Raw genomic sequence first — 21,432 nt, 5'->3', positions numbered from 1 at the left:
CCAAGCCGGCGTCGATGTCGTATCGGGCCGCGCCCGCCTTGCCCCAGGCGGTTGGCCTCGCCGATAATCGGGAGGTTTCGTCCTACGGATTCCAGACCGCGGGCCAGCGGACCCGTCGTGGAGTTTCCGATGGCCACGGCTCGGCTGACGTGCATTCCCGCCCGATACCACCATGAAAACGTCCTTGATCTCTTTGTTGAAAATTGCCCTTGCAGCCGCTGCAGCGTCGGTGCTTGCTCAATCGGCATGGGCGCATGCGCATCCCAAGCAGCAAACGCCGGGCGTTGGCGCGACAGTCGGCGCGGACCAGAAGCAGGTGTCGATCGAATTCGACGACGCGCTCGAGCCCGCCTTCAGCGTCTTGCAGGTGGCCGATGCACACGGCAAATCGGTGACGAGCGGCAGATCGAGCGTCGATGCCGGCGACAAAAAGCATATGACGGTCGCGCTGCAAGCGTTGAAGCCGGGTGATTACACGGTGTCGTGGGTGGCGGTGGCCGAGGACGGCCATCGCACGCAGGGTCATTACCGGTTCACCGTGAAGTGAGGGCATGAAGTGAACGCATGACGCGACGGCGCAGGCCTTTAGCGAGCGCGCGCCAAAGCCTTGTGCAAATCGTCCTTCAGCGCACTGAAGACGGGGTTGTCGTTGTCCTTGCGATAGACGAAGCGCAGCTCCACGGGCTTGAGCGGCGTCGTGCGGACCGGCCGGTACGTCACGCCTTTGAAGTGCAGCATCGCCGCCGCCGCGGGGATCAGCGCCACGCCGATCCCGGCGCGCACGAGCGCAAGCATCGAGTGGATCTGGCTCACGTACTCGACGATGTCGGGCAGTACGCCCGCGCGCTCCAGCAGAGCGCTCACGAGCTGGTGGAAGTAGCGCGCTTCATACGGCGAATACATCAACAGCGGCCGGCCTTCGCAGTCGGCCAGCGTCGGCCGCGTCGGCCATTCCTTAGCCGCCGCCGCCGGCAGCGCCAGCACCAGGGCGTCGTTGGGACACGGGCGGTCGACCAACTCTCCGTGCTCGACGGGCGGCCGCAACAGGCCGAAATCGATCTCGCGCGCGTCGAGCGCTTCCAACTGCGCGCCGCTCACCATTTCTTTCAACGTCAGCCTGACTCCGGGCGAGCCCGCGCGCACGGCACTGACGAGCGCAGGTAGCACGCCGTAGCCGACCGATGCGGTAAAGCCGATCGCGAGCGTGCCCGAGGAGCCGGCCGCCACCCGGCGGGCGGTAGCCGCGGCTTCGTCCGCCAGGCGCAGGATGCGCGCGGCATCGGGCAAAAAGCTGCGGCCGGCGGCCGTGAGCTTGACCGAGCGGCTCGAGCGCGCGACGAGTTCCGTGCCCACCTGATGCTCGAGCAGGCGGATTTGCCGCGAAAGCGGCGGCTGCGTCATGTGAAGCCGTTCCGCGGCGCGGCCAAAGTGAAGCTCTTCGGCGACGGCAACGAAGCAGCGTAGCTGGCTGAGTTCGAACATCGATACAAAACCTGAATCAATCGAAACATTCGTTATCTTGGACGTGAATCGTTCACGGTGCAAGAATCGTCCCATTGAAGTTCAACCACTTAACGCTTTCTTGCGCCACGCCGCCATGTCACGTTACACGCCCACCGAATTCGCACACCAGATCGGCACCGGTTTGCTCTCGTTTCCCGTCACGCATTTCAAGGACGATTTCTCATTCGACGAGGCCGCTTATCGCGCGAATCTCGATTGGCTGTTGGGTCATCCGGCCGCCGGTCTGTTCGCGGCAGGCGGCACGGGCGAGTTCTTCTCGCTGACACCGCTTGAAGTCGAGCGCGTCGTACGCGCCGCGGTCGAGCAGACGGGCGGGCGCGTTCCCGTCATCGCGCCGGCCGGCTACGGCACGGCGATGGCCAAGGCGCTTTGCGCGTCGGCCGAAGCGGCCGGCGCCGACGGCATCCTGCTGTTGCCGCCGTATCTGACCGAAGCGCCGGCCGACGGCATCGCCGCGCACGTCGAACAGGTCTGCAAATCGACGCGCCTGGGCGTGATCGTCTACAACCGTGCCAATCAGGTGCTCGACGAAGTGACGCTCGAGCGTCTCGCAGAACGTTGCCCGAACCTCGTCGGCTTCAAGGACGGCATCGGCGATCTGGAACTGATGACGCGCATTCATGCGCGTCTGGGCGATCGCTTCACCTACGTCGGCGGCTTGCCCACGGCTGAAACGTTCGCCTTGCCGTACCTCACGTTGGGCGTGACGACGTATTCGTCGGCGATCTTCAATTTCGTGCCCGATTTCGCGCTCGACTTCTATGCGGCCGTCCGTGCGGGCAATCACACGAAGGTCTACGCCGATCTGAACACGTTCGTGCTGCCGTATATCGGCTTGCGCAACCGCAAACGTGGCTACGCCGTGTCGATCGTAAAGGCCGGCATGAAAGCGATCGGGCGCAGCGCGGGGCCTGTGCGCGCACCGCTGACCGATTTGACCGAAGCCGAGCAGGCCGAGCTGAAAACGCTCATCGCGCGCATCGCTTAAAGAAGCCGAAGCGCAGAAGGCGGCGCGCATGACGTGCCGCTCCATAAAACCGGGACTGTCGAGCCCGGACGACATACTCGGCCGCGGCGCGTCAGCAAGCGCGAGCGAAGGAGGGGACGATGCAAACCAAGACCACGACGGCGGGCGCGACGGCGGTGCCGCAAGCACTGCGTGCAACGCGCGTGCGCTACCTGGTTCTCGCGATGCTGTTCATCGCGACGACGATCAACTACGCCGACCGCGCGAGCATTTCGATCGCGGGCTCGGCCATGCAAAAGGATTTCGGCATCGACGCGGTGTCGCTGGGCTTTATCTTCTCGGCATTCGGCTGGTCGTATGTGATCGCCCAGTTGCCGGGCGGATGGCTGCTCGACCGCTTCGGCTCCCGACGCGTGTACGGCGCGAGCATCTTTCTGTGGTCGGTGTTCACGCTGCTGCAAGGGACGATCGGTTTTCTCGCGGGCGCCGCGGCGATCGCGGCGATGTTCGCGCTGCGCTTTCTCGTCGGTTTTGCTGAAGCCCCTTCGTTCCCGGCCAACAGCCGTATCGTGGCCGCGTGGTTTCCCGCCAACGAACGCGGCACCGCCTCCGCCATTTTCAATTCGGCCCAGTATGCGGCGACGGTCATCTTCGCGCCGTTGATGGGTTGGCTCGTGCATGCGTTCGGCTGGCACGCGGTGTTCATCGTCATGGGCGTGCTCGGCATCGTCATGGCAATCGCATGGCGCCTGTTCATGAAAGACCCGAGGGAACACCCGGGCGTCAATCGCGCCGAGATCGAATACATCGAAGCAGGCGGCGGGCTCGTCGATCTCGACCGCGGCGAGCGCGGCGTAGCGAAGAAGCAAGGCCCCGATCTGCGTCACATCAGGCAGCTGCTGCGCAGCCGGATGTTGATGGGCATCTATCTCGCGCAGTACTGCATCAACGCGCTCACCTACTTCTTCATCTCGTGGTTTCCGGTCTACCTCGTGCAGGCCCGCGGCATGTCGATCCTGAAGGCCGGTTTCGTCGCATCGGTGCCCGCGATCGCCGGGTTCCTCGGCGGCATTCTCGGCGGCATCGTCTCCGATGCATTGTTGCGGCGCGGCTCGTCGCTGTCGGTGGCGCGCAAAGTGCCGATCGTTCTCGGCATGCTGCTGTCGATGAGCATGGTGATCTGCAACTATGTCGATGCGCAGGCCATCGTCGTGGCCGTGATGGCGCTCGCCTTTTTCGGCAAGGGGCTCGGCGCGCTCGGTTGGGCCGTCAACTCCGACACTGCGCCCAAGGAGATCGCGGGATTGAGCGGTGCGTTGATGAATACGTTCGGCAATCTGTCGAGCATCACGACGCCGATCGCAGTCGGCTATATCGTGGGGCACACGGGATCGTTCAACGGGGCGCTGGTCTTCGTCGGCCTGCATGGCCTCGTCGCATGCGTCTGCTATCTGTTCATGGTCGGGAAGATCGAGCGCGTGAAGCTCGGCGCCCTGCCTGCGTCGAATTGATCGAACTGCTCGAAATCGCAAAAAGGAGAGGCATCAAGGTGGACCGCCAAACGACCGATTCGCGCACGCATAGCGGCACGCCGCGCGTGACGGGCATGCGCGTCATTCCCGTCGCGGGCCGCGACAGCATGCTGCTCAATCTGTGCGGCGCGCACGCGCCGTTCTTCACGCGCAACCTCGTGCTGCTGACCGATTCGGCCGGGCGCATGGGCGCCGGCGAAGTGCCGGGCGGCGAAGGGATTCGCAGCGCGCTCGAACGCGTTGCACCGCTCGTGATCGGCAGCGAGCTCGGGCGCATGAACGGGACCCTGAACGCCATCCGTCGCGCACTCGCCGGCGGCGGCGAGGCGCATCGGGGCACGGTCTATGAAGTCGGATCGGAGGCGGAGACGGCCGTATTGCGTCAGCCGCACGAGATCAACCTGCGTATGGACAACGTGTTGACCGCGGTCGAGGCGGCGTTGCTCGATCTGCTCGGGCAATGCCTGCAGGTGCCCGTTGCCGAACTGCTCGGCAGCGGTCAGCAACGCGAGCGCGTGCCGATGCTCGCCTATCTGTTCTACATCGGCGATCGCACGAAGACGGACCTGCCGTATGTCGACGGTACGGGTGCGCGCGACGAATGGCTGCGTCTGCGCCATGAAAGCGCGATGACGCCTGCGGCGATTGCCCGACTTGCCGAAGCGGCGACCGAACGCTACGGCTTTACCGACTTCAAGTTGAAAGGCGGCGTGATGGACGGCGCCGAGGAAATGGAAGCGGTCGCGGCGCTCAAGGCGCGGTTTCCGAATGCGCGTGCGACGCTCGATCCGAACGGCGCATGGTCGCTCGACGAAGCGATCGCGCTCTGTCGGGGGCAGGCGCACCTGCTCGGTTATGCCGAAGACCCTTGCGGTCCCGAGCACGGTTACTCGGGACGCGAGACGATGGCCGAGTTCCGGCGCGCGACGGGCATCCCGACGGCCACGAACATGATCGCCACCGATTGGCGTCAGCTGGGGCACGCGCTCGTGCTGGGCGCCATCGACATTCCGCTGGCCGATCCGCACTTCTGGACGATGCAGGGCTCGGTGCGCGTGGCCCAGCTGTGCAGCGAAGTCGGGCTGACGTGGGGCTCGCACTCGAACAACCACTTCGATGTGTCGCTCGCCATGTTCACGCACGTGGCCGCGGCCGCGCCGGGACCGATCACGGCGATCGACACGCACTGGATCTGGCAGGAAGGCGCGGAGCGTCTGACGCGCGAACCGTTCGCGATCGAAGCGGGGCAGGTGGCCGTGCCGCAGCGGCCGGGGCTGGGCATCGAGATCGACCTCGAGCGCGTCGAGCAAGCGCATGCGCTTTATCGCTCGCTCGGCAGCGGCGCACGCGACGACGCCGTCGCGATGCGCTATCTCGTGCCTGGCTGGACCTACGATCCGAAGCGGCCGAGCTTCGGCAAAGCCGTGCGCGCGGGCTCCAATGCCGCGAAGCCGCGTTGAAGTGGCGGCGAGGCGAGACTACTTCGCCGCCGAATGAACCTGAACACGATGAGCAACACGCAATGACGAATCCGACGATGTCTTCCCCGACCTCGCAAACCCCGGTGGTCAAGCGCATGCGCGTCGTGCCCGTGGCCGGGCGCGACAGCATGCTGCTGAATCTGAGCGGCGCGCATGGGCCGTTTTTTACGCGCAACATCGTCATTCTCGAGGACAGCGATGGACGCACGGGGCTCGGTGAAGTGCCGGGCGGCGAAGCGATTCGCAGGACGCTCGAAGAGGCGGCTGCGCTCGTGGTGGGCGCATCGCTCGGCCGCTGGCAGGACGTGCTCGCCAGCGTGCGCCGGCGTTTTGCCGATCGCGATGTGGGCGGACGCGGCACGCAGACGTTCGATCTGCGCGTGACCGTGCATGCGGTGACCGCGATCGAGGCGGCGCTGCTCGACCTGCTCGGACAGCATCTCGACGTGCCCGTGGCCGCTTTGCTCGGCGAAGGGCAGCAGCGCTCGCATGTTCCGATGCTCGGCTATCTGTTCTATGTCGGCGAGCGCGCCCGCACGGATCTCGACTACCGCAGCGAAAGCGATGCCGGCGACCCGTGGTTTCATCTGCGCAACGAACCGGCGCTGACGCCCGAGGCCGTCGTGCGGCTGGCCGTGGCCGCGCACGAGCGTTATGGCTTTGAAGACTTCAAGCTCAAGGGCGGCGTGTTGCCGGGCGAAGACGAGATCGCAGCCGTGACGGCGCTCGCCGAACGTTTCCCCGACGCGCGCATCACGCTCGATCCGAACGGCGCATGGTCGCTTGCCGATGCGGTGCGCCTGTGTCGCGGCAAAGGCGACGTGCTGGCCTATGCCGAAGACCCCTGCGGTGCGGAGAACGGCTATTCGGGCCGCGAGGTCATGGCCGAGTTTCGCCGTGCGACGGGCCTGCGCACCGCGACGAACATGATCGCCACGGACTGGCGCCAACTCGGTCACGCCGTGACGCTTGGCGCCGTCGACATTCCGCTTGCCGATCCGCACTTCTGGACGATGCGCGGTTCGGTGCGTGTCGCGCAGCTGTGCGCCGAATGGGGCCTGACGTGGGGCTCGCACTCGAACAATCACTTCGACATTTCGCTTGCTATGTTTACGCAGGTGGCCGCCGCCGCGCCCGGCGAGATCACGGCCATCGACACGCACTGGATCTGGCAGGACGGTCAGCGCCTTACGCGCGAACCGTTGAAGATCGAGCAAGGCAAGGTGGCGGTGCCGGCGCGCGGCGGGCTCGGCATCGAACTCGACGAAGCCGCGCTCGCGAGCGCACACGCGCTGTACCTCGAGCATGGTCTCGGCAGCCGGGATGACGCCGCGGCGATGCAGTACCTGATACCGGGATGGACCTTCGACAACAAGCGTCCGTGCCTCGTGCGTTGAACGTGCGCCGATACGCAGCGTAACACCGTGACAACGCGACAAACGATGGAGTCCTTTGCAATGTCTGCTTCAACTTCCGCGTCCGAGCTCACCGCCGATCGTGCGCTGACGATCCGCGTGGACGAACGCGACAACGTCGCGATCGTCGTGAACGCGCGCGGCCTCGCCGCGGGCGCGGTGCTCGACGACGGCACCGTGCTCGCGCAGGGCGTGCCGCAAGGGCATAAGGTCGCGCTGACCGATCTGAACCAGGGCGATGCGATCGTGCGCTACGGCGAGATCATCGGGTATGCGGCGAAACCGCTCGCGCGCGGCAGCTGGATCGATGAAAGCGCGGTCGAACTGCCCAAGCCGCCGGCGCTCGATGCGCTGCCGCTCGCGACGCGCAAGGCGCCTGAAGCGCCGAAGCTCGAAGGCTACACGTTCGAGGGCTATCGCAATGCCGACGGCACGGTCGGCACGAAGAACGTCCTCGGCATCATGACGAGCGTGCAGTGCGTGGCCGGCGTCACCGACCATGTCGTCGCGCGCATCAAGCGCGAGCTGTTGCCGCGCTATCCGAGCGTCGACGATGTCGTCGCGCTCACCCACACCTACGGCTGCGGTGTCGCGATCAACGCGCCGGCCGCGATCGTCCCGATCCGCACGCTCCAAAACCTCGCCGTCAATCCCAACTTCGGCGGCGAAGTGATGGTGATCGGCCTCGGCTGCGAAAAGCTCGTGCCCGAGCGGCTGGTGCCTTCGCAACTCGCGCCAGGCGGGCGGATTCCGATCGAAGTCGCCGGCAAGCCGCAATCGCCCGTGCTGTCGCTGCAAGACGAAGCCTTCGACGGATTCGGTGCAATGGTCGATGCCATCCTCGCGATGGCCGACGAGCGGCTCGCGCGCCTGAACGAACGGCGTCGCGAAACGTGCCCGGCGTCGGACCTCGTCATCGGCGTGCAGTGCGGCGGCAGCGATGCATTCTCGGGCGTGACGGCGAACCCGGCAGTCGGCTTCGCGGCCGATCTGATCGTGCGCGCGGGCGGCACGGTCATGTTTTCGGAAGTCACCGAAGTGCGCGACGCCATTCATTTGCTGACGCCGCGCGCAATCGATGAAGACGTCGGTCGCGCCTTGCTGCGCGAGATGGCCTGGTACGACGACTATCTGAGCGGCGGCCGCGCCGATCGTAGCGCCAACCCGTCGCCGGGCAACAAGCGCGGCGGTCTCTCGAACGTCGTCGAGAAGGCGCTCGGCTCGATCGTCAAATCGGGCACGAGCCCGATCGTGGACGTGCTCGGGCCCGGTGAAAAAATGCGCCGCAAAGGCCTCATCTTCGCCGCCACGCCCGCGAGCGATTTCGTGTGCGGCACGTTGCAGCTCGCGTCCGGCATCAACCTGCAGGTGTTCACGACGGGCCGCGGCACGCCTTACGGTCTGGCGATGGCGCCCGTGATCAAGGTCTCGACGCGCAAAGCGTTGTCCGAGCGTTGGCACGATCTGATCGACCTCGATGCGGGGCGGATCGCGACGGGCGAAGCGAGCATCGCCGATATCGGCTGGGAGCTTTTCCACATGATTCTGGACGTGGCGAGTGGCCGTCGGCAGGTGTGCGCCGACAAGCTCGGTCTGCATAACGACCTCGTTCTGTTCAACCCTGCGCCGGTGACCTGATATGACGCAACAGCCTCATCCCGCCGATCCGTTGGACGGCATTCGCACGCACTGTGGCCGCATCCTGTTGACGGGCGCGGCGGGCGGCCTCGGCCGCGTGCTGCGCGAACGGCTCACGCGTTATGCCGACGTGCTGCGCGTGTCCGACATCGCTTCGCTCGGCGAGCCGCGTGCCGGCGAGGAAGCGATCGTCTGCGACCTGGCCGACGCCGCGGCTGTCGATGCACTCGTCGACGGTGTCGACGCGATCGTTCATCTTGGCGGCGTCTCGGTCGAGCGTCCGTTCGAAGAAGTGCTGCCGGCCAATATCCAGGGCGCCTATCACCTTTACGAAGCGGCGCGCCGACATGGCGTGGGCCGGATCGTGTTTGCGAGCTCCAATCACGTGACGGGCTTTTACCGCCAGGGCGAAGTCATCGACGCGGCGGCACCGCCACGTCCCGACAGCTATTACGGCCTGAGCAAGGCGTTCGGCGAACAACTCGCGCGCTTCTACTTCGATCGCTACGGCATCGAAAGCGTGTGCCTGCGCATCGGTTCGTCGTTTCCCGAGCCGAAGGATCGGCGCATGCTCAGTACATGGCTCGGCTATGACGATCTCGAGCAACTGGTGCGGCGCGCGATGTTCGTGCCGAAGGTGGGTTGCACGATCGTCTTCGGCGTATCGGCGAATCGAGACTGTTGGTGGGACAACGCGCACGCCGCACACCTCGGCTACGCGCCGACGCAGAGCAGCGAGCCCTGGCGCGAGCGCATCGAGCGCGAGCAGCCGCCGCTGCGCGAGGACGATCCCGTGCGCGTCTACCAGGGCGGAGCGTTCGTCGCGGCAGGGCCTTTCGGAGACTCACGGCCATGACCGGTACGGTATCGCTCGAACGGATCGGCGAGATGCGTTGCGGCGTAGGCGAATGTCCAATCTGGCATGCGTCCGAAGCGGCGCTTTACTGGACCGATATCGTCGAGCGCACGCTGTGGCGCTGGGATGCATCCACTGATCGCACGCATGCGTGGACGTTGCCGGAGATGGCCGGTTCGTTCGCGCTCGTTGCCGAAGGCGGCCTCGCGCTGGCAATGGAGACCGGCATCTATCTGATGCAGCATCCCGAGCCGGGCGCGCCGATCGTTTCCGAGGAATGTCTCGCGATGGTGTCCCACGCGAGCGAAGGCATGCGCTTCAACGATGGACGCTGCGACCGGCAGGGGCGTTTTCTCGCCGGCACGATGGTTTGCGATAACGCGCTTGCGCGCGCGCATGGGCGCTTGTATCGGCTCGATGCGGGGCGGCGCAAGTTGCAGACGTTGTGCGACGGATTGATCGTGCCGAACGGGCTGGCCTTCAGCCCGGATGGTCGCACGATGTACATGTCCGATTCACATCCGAGCCGCCGCATCATCTGGTCGTTCGATTACGACGTCGATGACGGCGTGCCGCATGGGCAGCGCGTGTTCGTCGAGATGCCGGAACAGGCGGGCCTCGGCCGCCCGGACGGGGCGGCGGTCGATGCCGACGGTTGCTACTGGATCTGCGGCAACGACGGCGGCGTCGTGCATCGTTTCACGCCGGCGGGCGAGCTCGCTCGCAGCATCGCGGTGCCCGTCGCGAAGCCGGCGATGTGCGCGTTCGGCGGGGCGCGGCTCGACACGTTGTTCGTCACGTCGATCCGGCTCGACGGCGATCCGCTCTCGGGTGCGACGTTTGCGCTGGACGTCGGCGTCAAGGGGTTGCCAGAACCGATGCTGCGCCTGCCGGACGAGGTGTCGGAAGCAGGCAGGCGGCAGGGGGGCGGACGAAAAATGTAGGGCGGCAGCATCAACACGAATCTACGAAACGGGTCATCCCGATAACCTTTGGAGGAGACATGGCAGGTTCAAGAATCACACGTCGTATCGGCTGCATCGCTGCGGCGCTCAGTTTTTCGGTGATGGCGACGGCCAGCTTCGCCGACCCCGTATCGCTGAACATCGTCGACGTCGCCGGTAATCTCGCGTTGACGAAGGACGGCTTCGAGGCGTTCAAGGCGAAGTACCCGAATCTCGTCAGCAACATCACGTACACCAATGCACCTGCGCCGCAGCTGCCGGGCAAGATCAAAGCGATGCAGGGCGCGGGCCGTTCGGACATCGATCTCGTCTTGACGGGCACCGATGCGCTGGCGGCGGGCATCGAGCAGCATCTGTGGATGAAGCTGCTGCCCGACACGGCGAAGTTTCCGAGCGTGCCGGGTGTCTATTCGGAGGGCGCCCGGAAGATGTTGGATCTCGCCCAGGGCTATGGCGTCGAAGTGACCTACACGCCGGCGGGCCCGTTGCTCGAATACAACCCCGACCATGTGAAGGATGTGCCCAGGACGGCCGATCAGTTGCTCGCCTGGTGCAAGGCGCACCCGAACAAACTGATCTACGCACGTCCGGCCAACTCGGGCCCGGGCCGCGCATTCCTGATGGGCCTGCCTTATTTGCTGGGCGACAAGGATCCGAAGGATCCTGACAAGGGCTGGGACAAGACCTGGGCGTTCCTCAAACAGCTCAACGAGTGCATTCCCTACTATCCGGGCGGCACGTCGGCTGTCATGAAGGAACTGGGGGAAGGCTCGCGCGACATGACGGTCACGATGACGGGCTGGGACATCAATCCGCGTGCGCTTGGCGTGGTGCCGGCCAACTTCCGGGTTGGGGCGTTCGACAACATGACGTGGGTCAACGACGCGCACTACATGGTGATTCCGAAGGGCGTGCCGAAGGCCAAGCTCGACGTGCTCTACAAGCTGATCAACTTCATGCTCGAGCCGGCGCAGCAGGCGATGACGTACGACGACGGCTACTTCTATCCCGGTCCCGCGATCAAGGGGCTGACGGACTCGAATGCGCCGGAAAAGAGCCGGGTCGTCCTCGAGAAGTATGGCCGAACCGAGTACGGCGGCTGGATCGCGAAGTATCCGAACGCGTTGCCGCTGCCGGCCGACAAGATGGTTGCGGCATTCCAGAAATGGGACCGCGAGATCGGCGCGCAAAAGACAAAGTAAGCAGGCAAGCGAAATCCATGTGGCCGGACGAGCCGGCCACATGTCGAGAGGTCAGTTAGGAAATTCACTATGAAGCATACATTCGATCGGTTGCGCCTCAGTTCGGTCCACCGCAGCTTCGCGAACGCCGAGGGCGAGCAGGTGGCTGCACTGAAAGGCCTCGACCTCGATATCGAGCGCGGTGAGTTCATCGCGTTGCTGGGACCGTCCGGCTGCGGCAAATCCACGGCGCTGAACTGTATCGCCGGTCTGCAGCCGCTGACGGGCGGCGAAATCTGGCTCGACGACCAGCGCATCGACGTGCTGCCGCCCGAGAAGCGTGGGTTCGGCATGGTCTTCCAGAACTACGCGCTGTTCCCCCACATGTCGGTGCTCGATAACGTCGGCTTCGGCTTGAAGATGCGCGGCATGGGCAAGAGCGAGATCGAGCGGCGCGCCCGCGCGGCGCTGCAGCTCGTGCAGCTCGTCGGCCATGAAAGCAAGCTGCCGGGACAGCTCTCGGGCGGGCAGCAGCAGCGTGTCGCGATCGCGCGTGCGATCGTCATCGAGCCGCCCGTGGTGCTGATGGATGAGCCGCTTTCGAACCTCGATACGAAGCTGCGCATCGAAATGCGTGCGGAGATTCGACGCATTCACGGTGGGCTCGATCGCGCGACGATCTACGTGACGCACGATCAGGACGAGGCGCTATCGATGGCCGACCGCATCGTCGTCATGAGGGAAGGCGTCGTGCAGCAGGTCGCCTCCCCGAAAGAGGTGTATTGCCGGCCGAAGAACCTTCATGTCGCGCGTTTCATGGGTTACCGCAATGTGTTGCCCTGCACGCTCGAGCGCGCGGCCGGCGAAGCGGTCGAAGTGTCGGCAGGCGGCGTGCCACTCGTCGGCACGCCGATGGAAGCGCTCGAGAGCAAGAGCGCGATGATCGCGATTCGTCCCGACGATCTCGTCCGCGCCGAGGCAGGCACGCCGAACGCATTCGGAGTGCATGTCGACGTCGTCGAATACGGCGGGCGCGACTCGTTGCTGCTCGTGAGCGCACCGTTCGGCAAGATGTGGGCGCGCGTCGAAGGCGAGTTCGTTCAAGGCGAACGTGTGACGCTGGCCATTTCGCGCGAGCGCGCGCTCGTGTACCGCCCGGAGGCTGCATCATGAGCGCGGTGACGTTATCGGGGCCGCGCGACGCGAAGGGCTGGCTGGTCACGCCAGCGCTCGGCTTCATCGTCGCGCTGTTTATTTATCCGTTCGCTTACGGCTTGATGCTGTCGTTCGAACCGATGAATGGTGGCGGGCTGCTCGCCAACTATCTGACGTTCTTCACCGACAGTTCGATGTGGCCGACGATCTTCGTCACGTTGAAACTGGCCGTGCCGGCGACGATCATCAACGTCGGCGTCTCGGTGCCCGTCGCGTTCTCGTTGCGTCGCAAGTCGCCCTATCAGAAGCTCGTGACGACGCTGCTCGTGATTCCGGTGACGCTCGGCACGGTGCTGATCGCCGACGGCATGCTGACGTACTTTTCGCCGAACGGCTGGTTTCCGCAAGCGGTGCAGGCGCTGCACCTGTACGGTGACGAAGTGCGGCTCACGCATAACTACTGGGGCGTATTGATTTCGCTGATCGTGTCCGGGTTTCCGTTCGCGTTCCTGCTCACGCTCTCGTACGTGACGGGCATCGACCCGACGCTGGCACGGGCGGCTGCCACGCTCGGCGCGAGCCCGTGGCAGCAGTTCAGGCAGATCTATCTGCCGCTGCTCGTGCCGGGGCTGACGATGGCGGCCTGTCTCTCGTTCGTGCAGGCGTTCTCGGTGTTTCCTTCGGCGGTGCTGCTCGGTTCGCCGGCCGGCCCGACGCGGGTCATGTCGATCGCGGCGTCGGAGGCTGCGTTCGAAAGCTACGACTACTCGCTCGCTTCGACGATCGCCATCGTGATGGGCTTCGTGCAATTGATCGTCGTGGCCGGCATGCTCGGCGCGCGCCGGTTCTTCTATACCGGTCCCGTGACGGGAGGAAAGGGATGATGGCAACCGATAATCAAGGCGCCGGCACGCTGTCGATGGCCGAGCCGCGTAGCGGCCGCGGCGCATCGAACGCCAAGCCCGGCAGGCATGCCGAAGGCATCGGCAGTCGCCTTTGGCGGGCGCTCGTCTGGGGCGTCATGGGGTTCTTTCTGCTCAACGTGCTGTTGCTGATTGCCACCGTTGCCGTCAACTCGGTCGGCACGCGCTGGTTCGGCACGCTGCTGCCGCAGGGCTTCACGCTGCATTGGTACGCGCAGGCATGGAGCGATTTTCAGCTGTCGAGCGTGCTGCGCGTGACGGTTGAGGTTGTCGGAGCGGTGGTGCTGTTGTCGATCGCGCTCGGCGTGCCGGCGGCTTATGCACTCGCGCGGGCCAATTTCCCCGGCAAGCGCATCGCCATGCTGACGTTCCTGCTGCCGCTGATGGTGCCGCCTGTGACGTACGGCATTCCGATGGCGACGGTGATGTACAAGGTCGGGCTGGCCGGTACGCTGGCGGGCGTGATATTGGCCAATCTCGTCCCGGCGCTGCCGTTCGTGATTCTGGTGATGACGCCGTTCATCGAACAGATCGACCCCAACCTCGAAGCAGCCGCACGTATTTTCGGCGCGAACACGCTGCGCTACTTCCGCCATGTGCTGTTGCCGTTGCTCGTGCCGGGGATGCTCGCAGCCGGATTGCTCGTGCTCGTGCGCACGATCGGCATGTTCGAGCTGACGTTCTTCACGGCGGGGCCCGACACGCAGACGCTCGTCGTCGCCCTGTACTACGCGGTGTTTTCGACCGGGGTGCGCGCGCCGCAATCGATCGATGCGATGGCGATGATCTATATGGCCATTACGCTGATCTGGGTGTTGATCGCGCTGCAGTTCGTGAGTCCGACGCAGTTGGTGTCGCGGGTGAAGGAACAGCGGTAGGGACGACGGCTGCCTGACGGCTGCTGACGGCTGCGCAATCGACCGCGGGCGCCCGGAGGGGCCCGCGGCCGGATGTTGGAGGTACATCGTCAGCGCATCATGCCGTGCGAACTGGCCCATTCGCGCAAAGCCTGATTCATTCGCGTCTGCCAGCCTTCCCCCTGCGCTTTGAAGGCCGCTATGACGTCGATATCGATGCGCAGATTCATCTGGATCTTGGTGGCGCCGGGCGGCCTTCCTCGACCGCGCTTGACGAGTACGCCACTGCGATGCTCGTCCGCCTTCTCGAAGAACTCATCGCCGAGTTCCGGGATTTCCTCGTAATCGGAAGCCCGCACGCCACGTGCGTCAACCTTGGCCAAGTCGCTGCCCAAAGCGCCTTTCCTCGCGTTCATTTGCTTTCCTCATCGAAATAATGTGGCGAGCGTCGCCCCGTTGTGTCCATACGACGATGACCATGCGCCCGGCGAGCCGCCCGATCGTGATGATCCGTTCTTCGCCATAGTCGAATCGATCGTCGACCCTATCCAACGTATTCCCTTGAAAGACCGTTGCCGCGTCGCCGAAATCCAGCCCGCGTTCCAGGAACGTCGTATCGCGTTTAACGGGATCGAAGGTAATCTCGTCGAAATTATTGTATCCCCAAAAACAAGGCGTACACAAATTTTTGTATCCCCCAAAATCATGTCGATTGCCGGAGTGCGGCACGCGCGGTTCACCGGGCTGAAAAACAAAGCGAGAGGGTACGCGCGAGGCATGCGCTGCGGCTCAATCGGGCCAACGATCGGACGAGTCTGGGGATCGCGCGAACGCCCGAAGCGGTAGCGCAGGGGTAGACAGGCTGTTGTGGGACGCAAAGCGCGCCGTGGCAGGTGGCACCACCCGCAAGACGCAATCGTTGCAGCGCGGGGCCAAAGCGAACTTACGCCGGCAGCAGACAGAAAGTTTGGGGAATCAATGCGCTTGGGACGGGAATTCTTGGTGCCCAGGGCCGGACTCGAACCGGCACGCCTTGCGGCGGGGGATTTTGAGTCCCCTGCGTCTACCTGTTTCACCACCTGGGCAGGTGTGTCGGCGCCATGAAACGCCGAGCGATAAGAGCGCGATTATGGCGCAAGTCGGCGCGGCTGACAAGCGCGCCCGAGGAAAAAGGGCGGCAGCGCAAAATCGGCTGCAGCCCGCGCTGCCGTTATTGGTTCAAATAAACGAACTTCCCGCCTTTGATGATCCCCATCACGCTCGCGCGCTGATCGAGGCCCACGTGGTCGCTCGCGCTCGTATTGACGACGCCGTTCGGCACGACAAGCTCGTGCGCCTGCTCCAACGCCGTGCGCAGCGCCGCGCGAAACGCTTCGGTGCCGGGCTTCGCCGTCTTGAGCGCACGTGCGACGGCATCGTCGAGCCGCGGATACACACCGGCCGCGTCGCCCGCGAATTGCGTCACGCTGTCCGGCCCGTACTTCGCCTCATAAGCGTTGACGAACGCCAGCGCGGCCTTCTTCGCCGGATGATCGGCCGGCAGCGTGCGGGCAACGACAACCGGCTGGGTTGGGAACAGCGTGCCCTCGACATCCTTGCCGCCGAGCTTGATGAATGCCGGCGTGGCGATGCCATGTGTTTGATAGATCGCCCCCTTGTAGCCCCGTTCGATGAGCTCGCGCTGCGGCAGCACGGCCGGCGTGCCGGCCCCGGCCACGAGGATCGCGTCGGGCCGCGCGGCCACGAGCTTGAGCACCTGCCCGGTCACGCTCGAGTCGGTGCGGTTATAACGCTCCGTCGCCACGAGCTCGATGTGCCGCAACTTCGCAAACGTAGAAAATTCTTTGAGCCAGCTGTCGCCGTAGCTGTCGGCGAACCCGATGAAGCCGACGCTCTTCACGCCGTGGTTCGACATGTAGCGCGTCATCACGTCGGCCATGGCGCTGTCGGTCTGCGCCATTTTGAATGCCCATACGCGCTTGCCTTCCTGCGGTTCGACGACGCTGGCCGACCCGATCAGCGTGATCATCGGCGTGTGCGAATCGGCCACGGCATCGAGCGCGGCAAGCGCCGCCGGCGTGACGTTGGGTCCGACGATCACGTCCACGTGGTCTTCGTTGATGAGCTTGCGGATGTTGCGCACGGCCGCGCCTGGGTCCGAGCCGTCGTCGAGCACGATGTATTGCGCGCGCTGGCCGGCGATCGTCTTCGGCCACATCAGCATGGCATTTTTGCTCGTGATGCCGATCACGGCGGCGGGGCCCGTCGTCGACAAATCGATGCCGACTTTGACATCGGCCAAAGCCGGGGCGCTCTGGGCGACGCCAGCGAGCGCGAAAGCTGCGAGCGCGACAGCGCGGCGAAGGGAGGCGAACGGGGATGCGGTCAACGCCATGCGAGGGTCTCCAAAGGGAAAGGGGCGGCCGGGCCCATCCATGCGGGCGCGGCCTTTGTCGATGCACTTAACAACGATGCTTCAAAGCTCGTAGCTCTCATGCTCGCCCTTGAGCGCCTGCTCGATGAGCTTGCGATTGAGCGTCGGCGAGAGCAGTTCGACCAGCGTGTAAACGTAACTGCGCAAATAGGCGCCTTGCTTGAGCGCCACGCGGGTCAGGTTGCTGCCGAACAGATGGCCGACCGGCATCGCCCGCAGGTGGCGGTCGCGCTCGGCATTGAAGGCGATGTCGGCCATGATGCCCACGCCGAGACCCAGTTCGACGTAGGTCTTGATGACGTCGGCGTCGATGGCCTCGAGCACGATGTCGGGCGACAGCCCGCGCAGCGAGAACGCCTGATTGATCTTCGTGCGGCCCGCGAACGCGTTGTCGTAAGTAATCAGCGGATATTGGGCCAGATCTTCGAGCGAGAGCTGCTTGCGCTCCAGCAGCGGATGGTCGGCGAGCATCACGGCCACGTGGTGCCACTGGAAACAGGGCAGCGACACCAGTTCCTTGTATGAGGAAATCGCCTCGGTGGCCACGGCGATGTCCGCCTGGTCGTGCATGACCATTTCGGCAACCTGGGTCGGGCTGCCTTGCAGGATCGACAGATGCACCTTGGGGAACCGCTTCTTGAACTCGGCGATCGCGCCGGGCAGCGAGTAACGGGCCTGCGTATGGGTGGCGGCGATCACGAGATTGCCCTGGTCCTGCGCGGCGAAATCCTTGCCGATGCGCTTCAGGCTCTCGACTTCCTGCAAGATCCGCTCGACCGACGCCAGGATGATCCGCCCCGGCTCCGTCAGCGACCGGACCCGCTTCCCATGGCGCGTGAAGATCTCGACGCCCAGTTCGTCCTCGAGCTCGATGATCGCCTTCGAGACGCCCGGCTGCGAGGTGTACAACGCCTTGGCCGCCTCCGTCAGATTGAAGTTTTGGCGGACCGCCTCGCGCACGAACCGAAATTGGTGCAGGTTCATTTATAACCCTACTGACATAAGGAAAGAATTTTTTAGTCGTTTGAAATATAAGGCCAGTTTATTACGATCAACGGACGTTTTTCAATATCTATAGCTGTTTTCGTCATTAGCACATGCGCGGAAGGCCTGAACGATAGCCGACCGCGGACATCGATAGCGATTCGGGCGCCGCGCGCGAGGGCGGCGCAACACCACTGAGGTTGCGAATGTATCAATACGATCAGTACGACCAGACCATCGTCGACGAACGCGTCGCGCAGTATCGCGACCAGGTCCGCCGCCGTTTGTCGGGCGAATTGAGCGAAGACGAATTCCGTTCGTTGCGGTTGCAGAACGGCCTCTACATGCAGCGCCACGCGTATATGCATCGGATCGCGATTCCGTACGGCAATCTGCGCAGCGACCAACTGCGCATGCTGGCGCACATCGCCCGCAAGTACGACCGCGGCTACGGCCATTTCTCGACGCGCACGAACATCCAGTACAACTGGATCAAGCTCGAGGAAACGCCCGATCTTCTGGCCGATCTGGCGTCGGTGCAGATGCACGGCATCCAGACGTCTGGGAACGACATCCGCAACATCACGGCCGATCAATTCGCCGGGGTGGCGCCCGACGAGATCGTCGATCCGCGTCCGTGGGCCGAGATCCTGCGTCAATGGTCGACGTTTCACCCCGAATTCAGCTGGTTGCCGCGCAAGTTCAAGATCGCGGTGTCGGGCTCGACGGAAGACCGCATCGCCGTGCAGATCCACGATCTGGGCGTCTATCTGTCGAAGAACGCGGCGGGCGAAGTGGTCTGTGCGATTCTCGCCGGCGGTGGCCTGGGCCGTACGCCGATCATTGGCGCGGTGATTCGCGAAAACCTGCCGTGGCAGCATCTGCTGACTTACTGCGAAGCCGTGCTGCGCGTGTACAACCGCTTCGGTCGCCGCGACAATACGTTCAAGGCGCGCATCAAGATTCTCGTGAAGGCGCTCGGGCCCGAAAAGTTCGCGCAGCAAGTCGAAGAGGAATGGCAGCACCTGAAGGATGGCCCGTCGACGCTGACGCAGGCCGAATTCGATCGCGTCGCCCAGTACTTCAAGCCGCCCCAGTACGAAAAGCTGTCGGATACCGACGCGTCGTTCGAAAAGCATCTGCTCGAGAACCGCGCATTTGCGCGTTGGATCGAGCGCAATCTGCGCCCGCACCGCGTGCCCGGCTACGCTGCCGTGACGCTCTCGCTCAAGCCCGCCAAGGGCGCGCCTGGCGATGCAACCGCCGAGCAAATGGAAGCCGTGGCCGAGTGGGCCGACAAGTATTCGTTCGGTGAGATCCGCGTCTCGCACGAGCAAAACCTGATTCTCGCGGACGTGAAGAAGCGCGATCTGTTCGCCGTCTGGGAAGAAGCGAAAAAGCAGGGATTCGCGACGCCGAATCTGGGCTTGCTGACCGACATCATCGCGTGCCCTGGCGGCGATTTCTGCTCGCTCGCGAATGCGAAGTCGTTGCCGATCGCGCAGGCGATTCAGGATCGGTTCGCCGATCTCGACTACGTGTATGACCTCGGCGACCTGTCGCTGAACATCTCCGGTTGCATCAACTCGTGCGGACATCACCACGTGGGCAACATCGGGATTCTCGGCGTCGATAAGGACGGCTCGGAGTGGTATCAGGTCACGCTCGGCGGCGAGCAGGGCAACGGCGCGGCAGGCGCGCGCCTGGGCCGCGTGATCGGGCCGTCGTTCGCGGCGGAGGAGATGCCCGACGTCGTGACGAAAGTCATCGATACCTTCATCGAGAACCGTATCGACGGCGAGCGCTTCATCGACACCTACAATCGGATCGGCGTGGCGCCGTTCAAGGAACGCGTCTACGCGTCGCGTCAGCCGGCGCACGCGTAAGCACGGGCGAGAAAGGGATATTTGCAGATGACTTCGATTATCAAAAACCGCTCGGTGGTGCGCGACGATTGGACGGTGGTGCGCGCGGCCGAAGACGGCACGCTGCCCGCAATCCACGCGTTGCCCGCCGGCCGCGTGCTCGTGCCGTTCTCGCTCTGGAAGCAGGCACGCGAGGCGATCGTCGCCTCGCGTTCGAAAGATGCACTGGGCGTGTGGCTCGCCCCCGAGGACGAGCCGGCCGATCTCGCCGCCGATCTGGACAAGATCTCGTTGATCGGCGTGGATTTTCCCGTGTTTCGCGACGGTCGCGGCTACAGCACCGCGCGTCTGCTGCGTGAGCGCTACGGCTGGCGTGGCGAGTTGCGCGCGATCGGCGACGTGCTGCGCGACCAGCTGAATTTCATGGCGCGTTGCGGGTTCGATGCGTTCGCCGTGCGCGCCGACAAGGACATTCACGACGCACTGCGCGCGTTCGAAGAATTCACCGTCAAGTACCAGGGTGCATTCGATACGCCGCAACCGTTGTTCCGCCGCCGTGCGGCGCTCGAAGCGGAGCCGCAGGCATGAGCGGGGACCGGACACCGGCCGCTGCGCCGAACGATGCGGCGCTGCAGGCGAAGATCGAGCGCCTGCACGCGTTCGTGGCCGACATCGCGGGACGCCACGCGACGATCAAATTCGCCAGCAGCCTGGCCGCCGAGGACATGGTGCTGACGCACGCGATTTTGTCGCACGCGCTGCCGATCGGCATCTTTTCGTTGAACACGGGCCGCCTGCATGCGGAAACGCTGAGCATGATCGACCGTGTGCGCGAGCGCTACGGTTATGAGATCGAGCAGCTTCATCCGCAAGCCGATGCCATAGACGAGTATGTCGGCACGCATGGCCTGAACGCTTTTTATGAGAGCGTCGACCTGCGCAAGCGCTGCTGTGAGATCCGCAAAGTCGAGCCGTTGAATCGCGCGCTCGCGGGCGTCGATGCGTGGGTGACGGGGCAGCGTCGCGAGCAGTCCGTCACGCGCGCCGAGCTGCACGAGGAAGAGCACGACGCGACGCGCAACATCGCGAAGTACAACCCGCTGGCGGACTGGAGCGAAGGCGAAGTCTGGGCTTATCTGAAGGCCTACGACGTGCCCGTCAATCCGCTGCATGCACGCGGCTATCCGAGTATCGGCTGCGAGCCGTGTACGCGTGCGGTACGGCCTGGCGAGGACAGCCGGGCCGGGCGCTGGTGGTGGGAGTCGCGCGATTCGAAAGAATGTGGCCTGCATGTGACGACCATTCAATTCGCGCCCAACGCCACGCAAGCGCCGACGTCGGCTTGAGCGCCGGCGACGATATTCGCAGACAGACACACAGGCAGCGACATCAGCAGCATCCGAGCGCCGCGAGGGCCGGATCGAGCGCATTGGCGCCGGGCGGTTCGCAGGCCAACGAAAGGAAAACGGTAAACATGAGCACGATTCTCGAACCCTCCGCGACGACCCCGCTCACGGTCACGACGACCCGCATGGACCACCTCGACTGGCTCGAGGCGGAATCGATCCACATCCTGCGCGAGCTCGTGGCCGAGTGCAGCAAGCCTGCGCTGCTGTTTTCGGGCGGCAAGGACTCGGTGGTCGTGCTGCATCTGG

The 21,432-nt window shown here is 64.5% G+C and carries 20 protein-coding genes, 1 tRNA gene and 1 pseudogene; 16 read left to right on the top strand and 6 right to left on the bottom strand.

All coding sequences use genetic code 11. From position 1 onward, the window contains the following. The first annotated feature begins 172 nt into the window (after nt 1-172). Nucleotides 173-547 (top strand): copper resistance CopC family protein, encoded by a 375-nt coding sequence (locus tag C0Z19_RS26740; protein WP_146012157.1) that lies wholly within the window; start codon nt 173-175, stop codon nt 545-547. Between the two features lie 38 nt (nt 548-585). Here the strand turns inward: C0Z19_RS26740 and C0Z19_RS26735 are convergent, their stop codons facing one another. After that, complete coding sequence (locus tag C0Z19_RS26735; RefSeq protein WP_102612858.1) at nt 586-1,482, bottom strand: LysR family transcriptional regulator; 897 nt, start codon at nt 1,480-1,482, stop codon at nt 586-588. Nucleotides 1,483-1,597: 115 nt separating this feature from the next. On the opposite strand from C0Z19_RS26735, the gene kdgD reads away from it, so the two are divergent. The 11 genes from kdgD to C0Z19_RS26680 all read left to right on the top strand — a co-directional run bounded on the left by kdgD (nt 1,598) and on the right by C0Z19_RS26680 (nt 14,515). Beyond that, nucleotides 1,598-2,512: a 5-dehydro-4-deoxyglucarate dehydratase gene (kdgD, locus tag C0Z19_RS26730; protein WP_102612857.1), complete on the top strand. Its 915-nt coding sequence runs from the start codon at nt 1,598-1,600 to the stop codon at nt 2,510-2,512. 119 nt (nt 2,513-2,631) lie between these two features. Further along, nucleotides 2,632-4,002 (top strand): MFS transporter, encoded by a 1,371-nt coding sequence (locus tag C0Z19_RS26725; RefSeq protein WP_102612856.1) that lies wholly within the window; start codon nt 2,632-2,634, stop codon nt 4,000-4,002. 95 nt (nt 4,003-4,097) lie between these two features. Beyond that, a complete protein-coding gene (locus tag C0Z19_RS26720; protein ID WP_102612866.1) occupies nt 4,098-5,483 on the top strand; it encodes an enolase C-terminal domain-like protein in 1,386 nt (461 codons plus the stop codon). Nucleotides 5,484-5,560: 77 nt separating this feature from the next. Further along, nucleotides 5,561-6,901, top strand: a complete 1,341-nt coding sequence (gene gudD / locus C0Z19_RS26715) for a glucarate dehydratase (protein ID WP_175084113.1) — start codon at nt 5,561-5,563, stop codon at nt 6,899-6,901. Nucleotides 6,902-6,961: 60 nt separating this feature from the next. After that, on the top strand, nt 6,962-8,557 hold the full coding sequence (gene garD / locus C0Z19_RS26710; protein ID WP_102612854.1) for a galactarate dehydratase: 1,596 nt from the start codon (nt 6,962-6,964) through the stop codon (nt 8,555-8,557). A gap of 1 nt (nt 8,558) precedes the next feature. Further along, complete coding sequence (locus C0Z19_RS26705; protein WP_102612853.1) at nt 8,559-9,413, top strand: NAD-dependent epimerase/dehydratase family protein; 855 nt, start codon at nt 8,559-8,561, stop codon at nt 9,411-9,413. Then, nucleotides 9,410-10,357 carry an SMP-30/gluconolactonase/LRE family protein gene (locus C0Z19_RS26700; RefSeq protein WP_102612852.1) on the top strand — a complete coding sequence of 316 codons (948 nt, stop codon included), beginning with the start codon at nt 9,410-9,412 and terminating at the stop codon, nt 10,355-10,357. Before C0Z19_RS26705 ends, C0Z19_RS26700 begins: the two co-directional genes overlap by 4 nt. 59 nt (nt 10,358-10,416) lie before the next feature. Further along, nucleotides 10,417-11,580 carry an extracellular solute-binding protein gene (locus tag C0Z19_RS26695; RefSeq protein ID WP_102612851.1) on the top strand — a complete coding sequence of 388 codons (1,164 nt, stop codon included), beginning with the start codon at nt 10,417-10,419 and terminating at the stop codon, nt 11,578-11,580. Nucleotides 11,581-11,649: 69 nt separating this feature from the next. Next, entirely contained in the window at nt 11,650-12,732 is a 1,083-nt protein-coding gene (locus tag C0Z19_RS26690) for an ABC transporter ATP-binding protein (protein ID WP_102612850.1), read from the top strand. Then, nucleotides 12,729-13,598 carry an ABC transporter permease gene (locus C0Z19_RS26685; protein ID WP_102612849.1) on the top strand — a complete coding sequence of 290 codons (870 nt, stop codon included), beginning with the start codon at nt 12,729-12,731 and terminating at the stop codon, nt 13,596-13,598. The genes C0Z19_RS26690 and C0Z19_RS26685 overlap by 4 nt, the downstream gene beginning before the upstream one ends. Continuing rightward, entirely contained in the window at nt 13,598-14,515 is a 918-nt protein-coding gene (locus C0Z19_RS26680; protein WP_102612848.1) for an ABC transporter permease, read from the top strand. Before C0Z19_RS26685 ends, C0Z19_RS26680 begins: the two co-directional genes overlap by 1 nt. An 89-nt stretch (nt 14,516-14,604) precedes the next feature. Here C0Z19_RS26680 and C0Z19_RS26675 read toward each other — a convergent pair whose 3' ends face one another. The 5 genes from C0Z19_RS26675 to C0Z19_RS26655 all read right to left on the bottom strand — a co-directional run bounded on the left by C0Z19_RS26675 (nt 14,605) and on the right by C0Z19_RS26655 (nt 17,912). Next, nucleotides 14,605-14,910 carry a BrnA antitoxin family protein gene (locus C0Z19_RS26675; RefSeq protein WP_102612847.1) on the bottom strand — a complete coding sequence of 102 codons (306 nt, stop codon included), beginning with the start codon at nt 14,908-14,910 and terminating at the stop codon, nt 14,605-14,607. Further along, entirely contained in the window at nt 14,864-15,223 is a 360-nt protein-coding gene (locus C0Z19_RS26670) for a BrnT family toxin (protein ID WP_321187179.1), read from the bottom strand. Before C0Z19_RS26670 ends, C0Z19_RS26675 begins: the two co-directional genes overlap by 47 nt. A 271-nt stretch (nt 15,224-15,494) precedes the next feature. Then, a tRNA-Leu gene (locus C0Z19_RS26665) sits at nt 15,495-15,579 on the bottom strand. Between the two features lie 125 nt (nt 15,580-15,704). Beyond that, nucleotides 15,705-16,889 (bottom strand): ABC transporter substrate-binding protein, encoded by a 1,185-nt coding sequence (locus C0Z19_RS26660; RefSeq protein WP_102612846.1) that lies wholly within the window; start codon nt 16,887-16,889, stop codon nt 15,705-15,707. Nucleotides 16,890-16,970: 81 nt separating this feature from the next. After that, complete coding sequence (locus C0Z19_RS26655; RefSeq protein WP_102612845.1) at nt 16,971-17,912, bottom strand: CysB family HTH-type transcriptional regulator; 942 nt, start codon at nt 17,910-17,912, stop codon at nt 16,971-16,973. Nucleotides 17,913-18,118: 206 nt separating this feature from the next. On the opposite strand from C0Z19_RS26655, the gene C0Z19_RS26650 reads away from it, so the two are divergent. The 4 genes and pseudogenes from C0Z19_RS26650 to C0Z19_RS26635 form a co-directional block, all read left to right on the top strand. After that, nucleotides 18,119-19,798: a nitrite/sulfite reductase gene (locus tag C0Z19_RS26650; protein ID WP_102612844.1), complete on the top strand. Its 1,680-nt coding sequence runs from the start codon at nt 18,119-18,121 to the stop codon at nt 19,796-19,798. Nucleotides 19,799-19,825: 27 nt separating this feature from the next. Continuing rightward, the gene (locus C0Z19_RS26645; protein ID WP_102612843.1) at nt 19,826-20,365 is read left to right on the top strand and encodes a DUF934 domain-containing protein; all 540 of its coding nucleotides are present in this window, start codon (nt 19,826-19,828) and stop codon (nt 20,363-20,365) included. Continuing rightward, complete coding sequence (locus C0Z19_RS26640) at nt 20,362-21,123, top strand: phosphoadenylyl-sulfate reductase (protein ID WP_102612842.1); 762 nt, start codon at nt 20,362-20,364, stop codon at nt 21,121-21,123. The genes C0Z19_RS26645 and C0Z19_RS26640 overlap by 4 nt, the downstream gene beginning before the upstream one ends. A 128-nt stretch (nt 21,124-21,251) precedes the next feature. Next, a pseudogene (locus C0Z19_RS26635) lies at nt 21,252-21,432 on the top strand (sulfate adenylyltransferase subunit CysD); the annotation flags it as partial.

Origin of the sequence: Trinickia soli (genome assembly GCF_002879855.1) — a bacterium.
Lineage (GTDB): Bacteria > Pseudomonadota > Gammaproteobacteria > Burkholderiales > Burkholderiaceae > Trinickia > Trinickia soli.
Note: the sequence above shows the minus strand (reverse complement) of the source record. Positions and strands in the feature narration are given on the sequence as shown.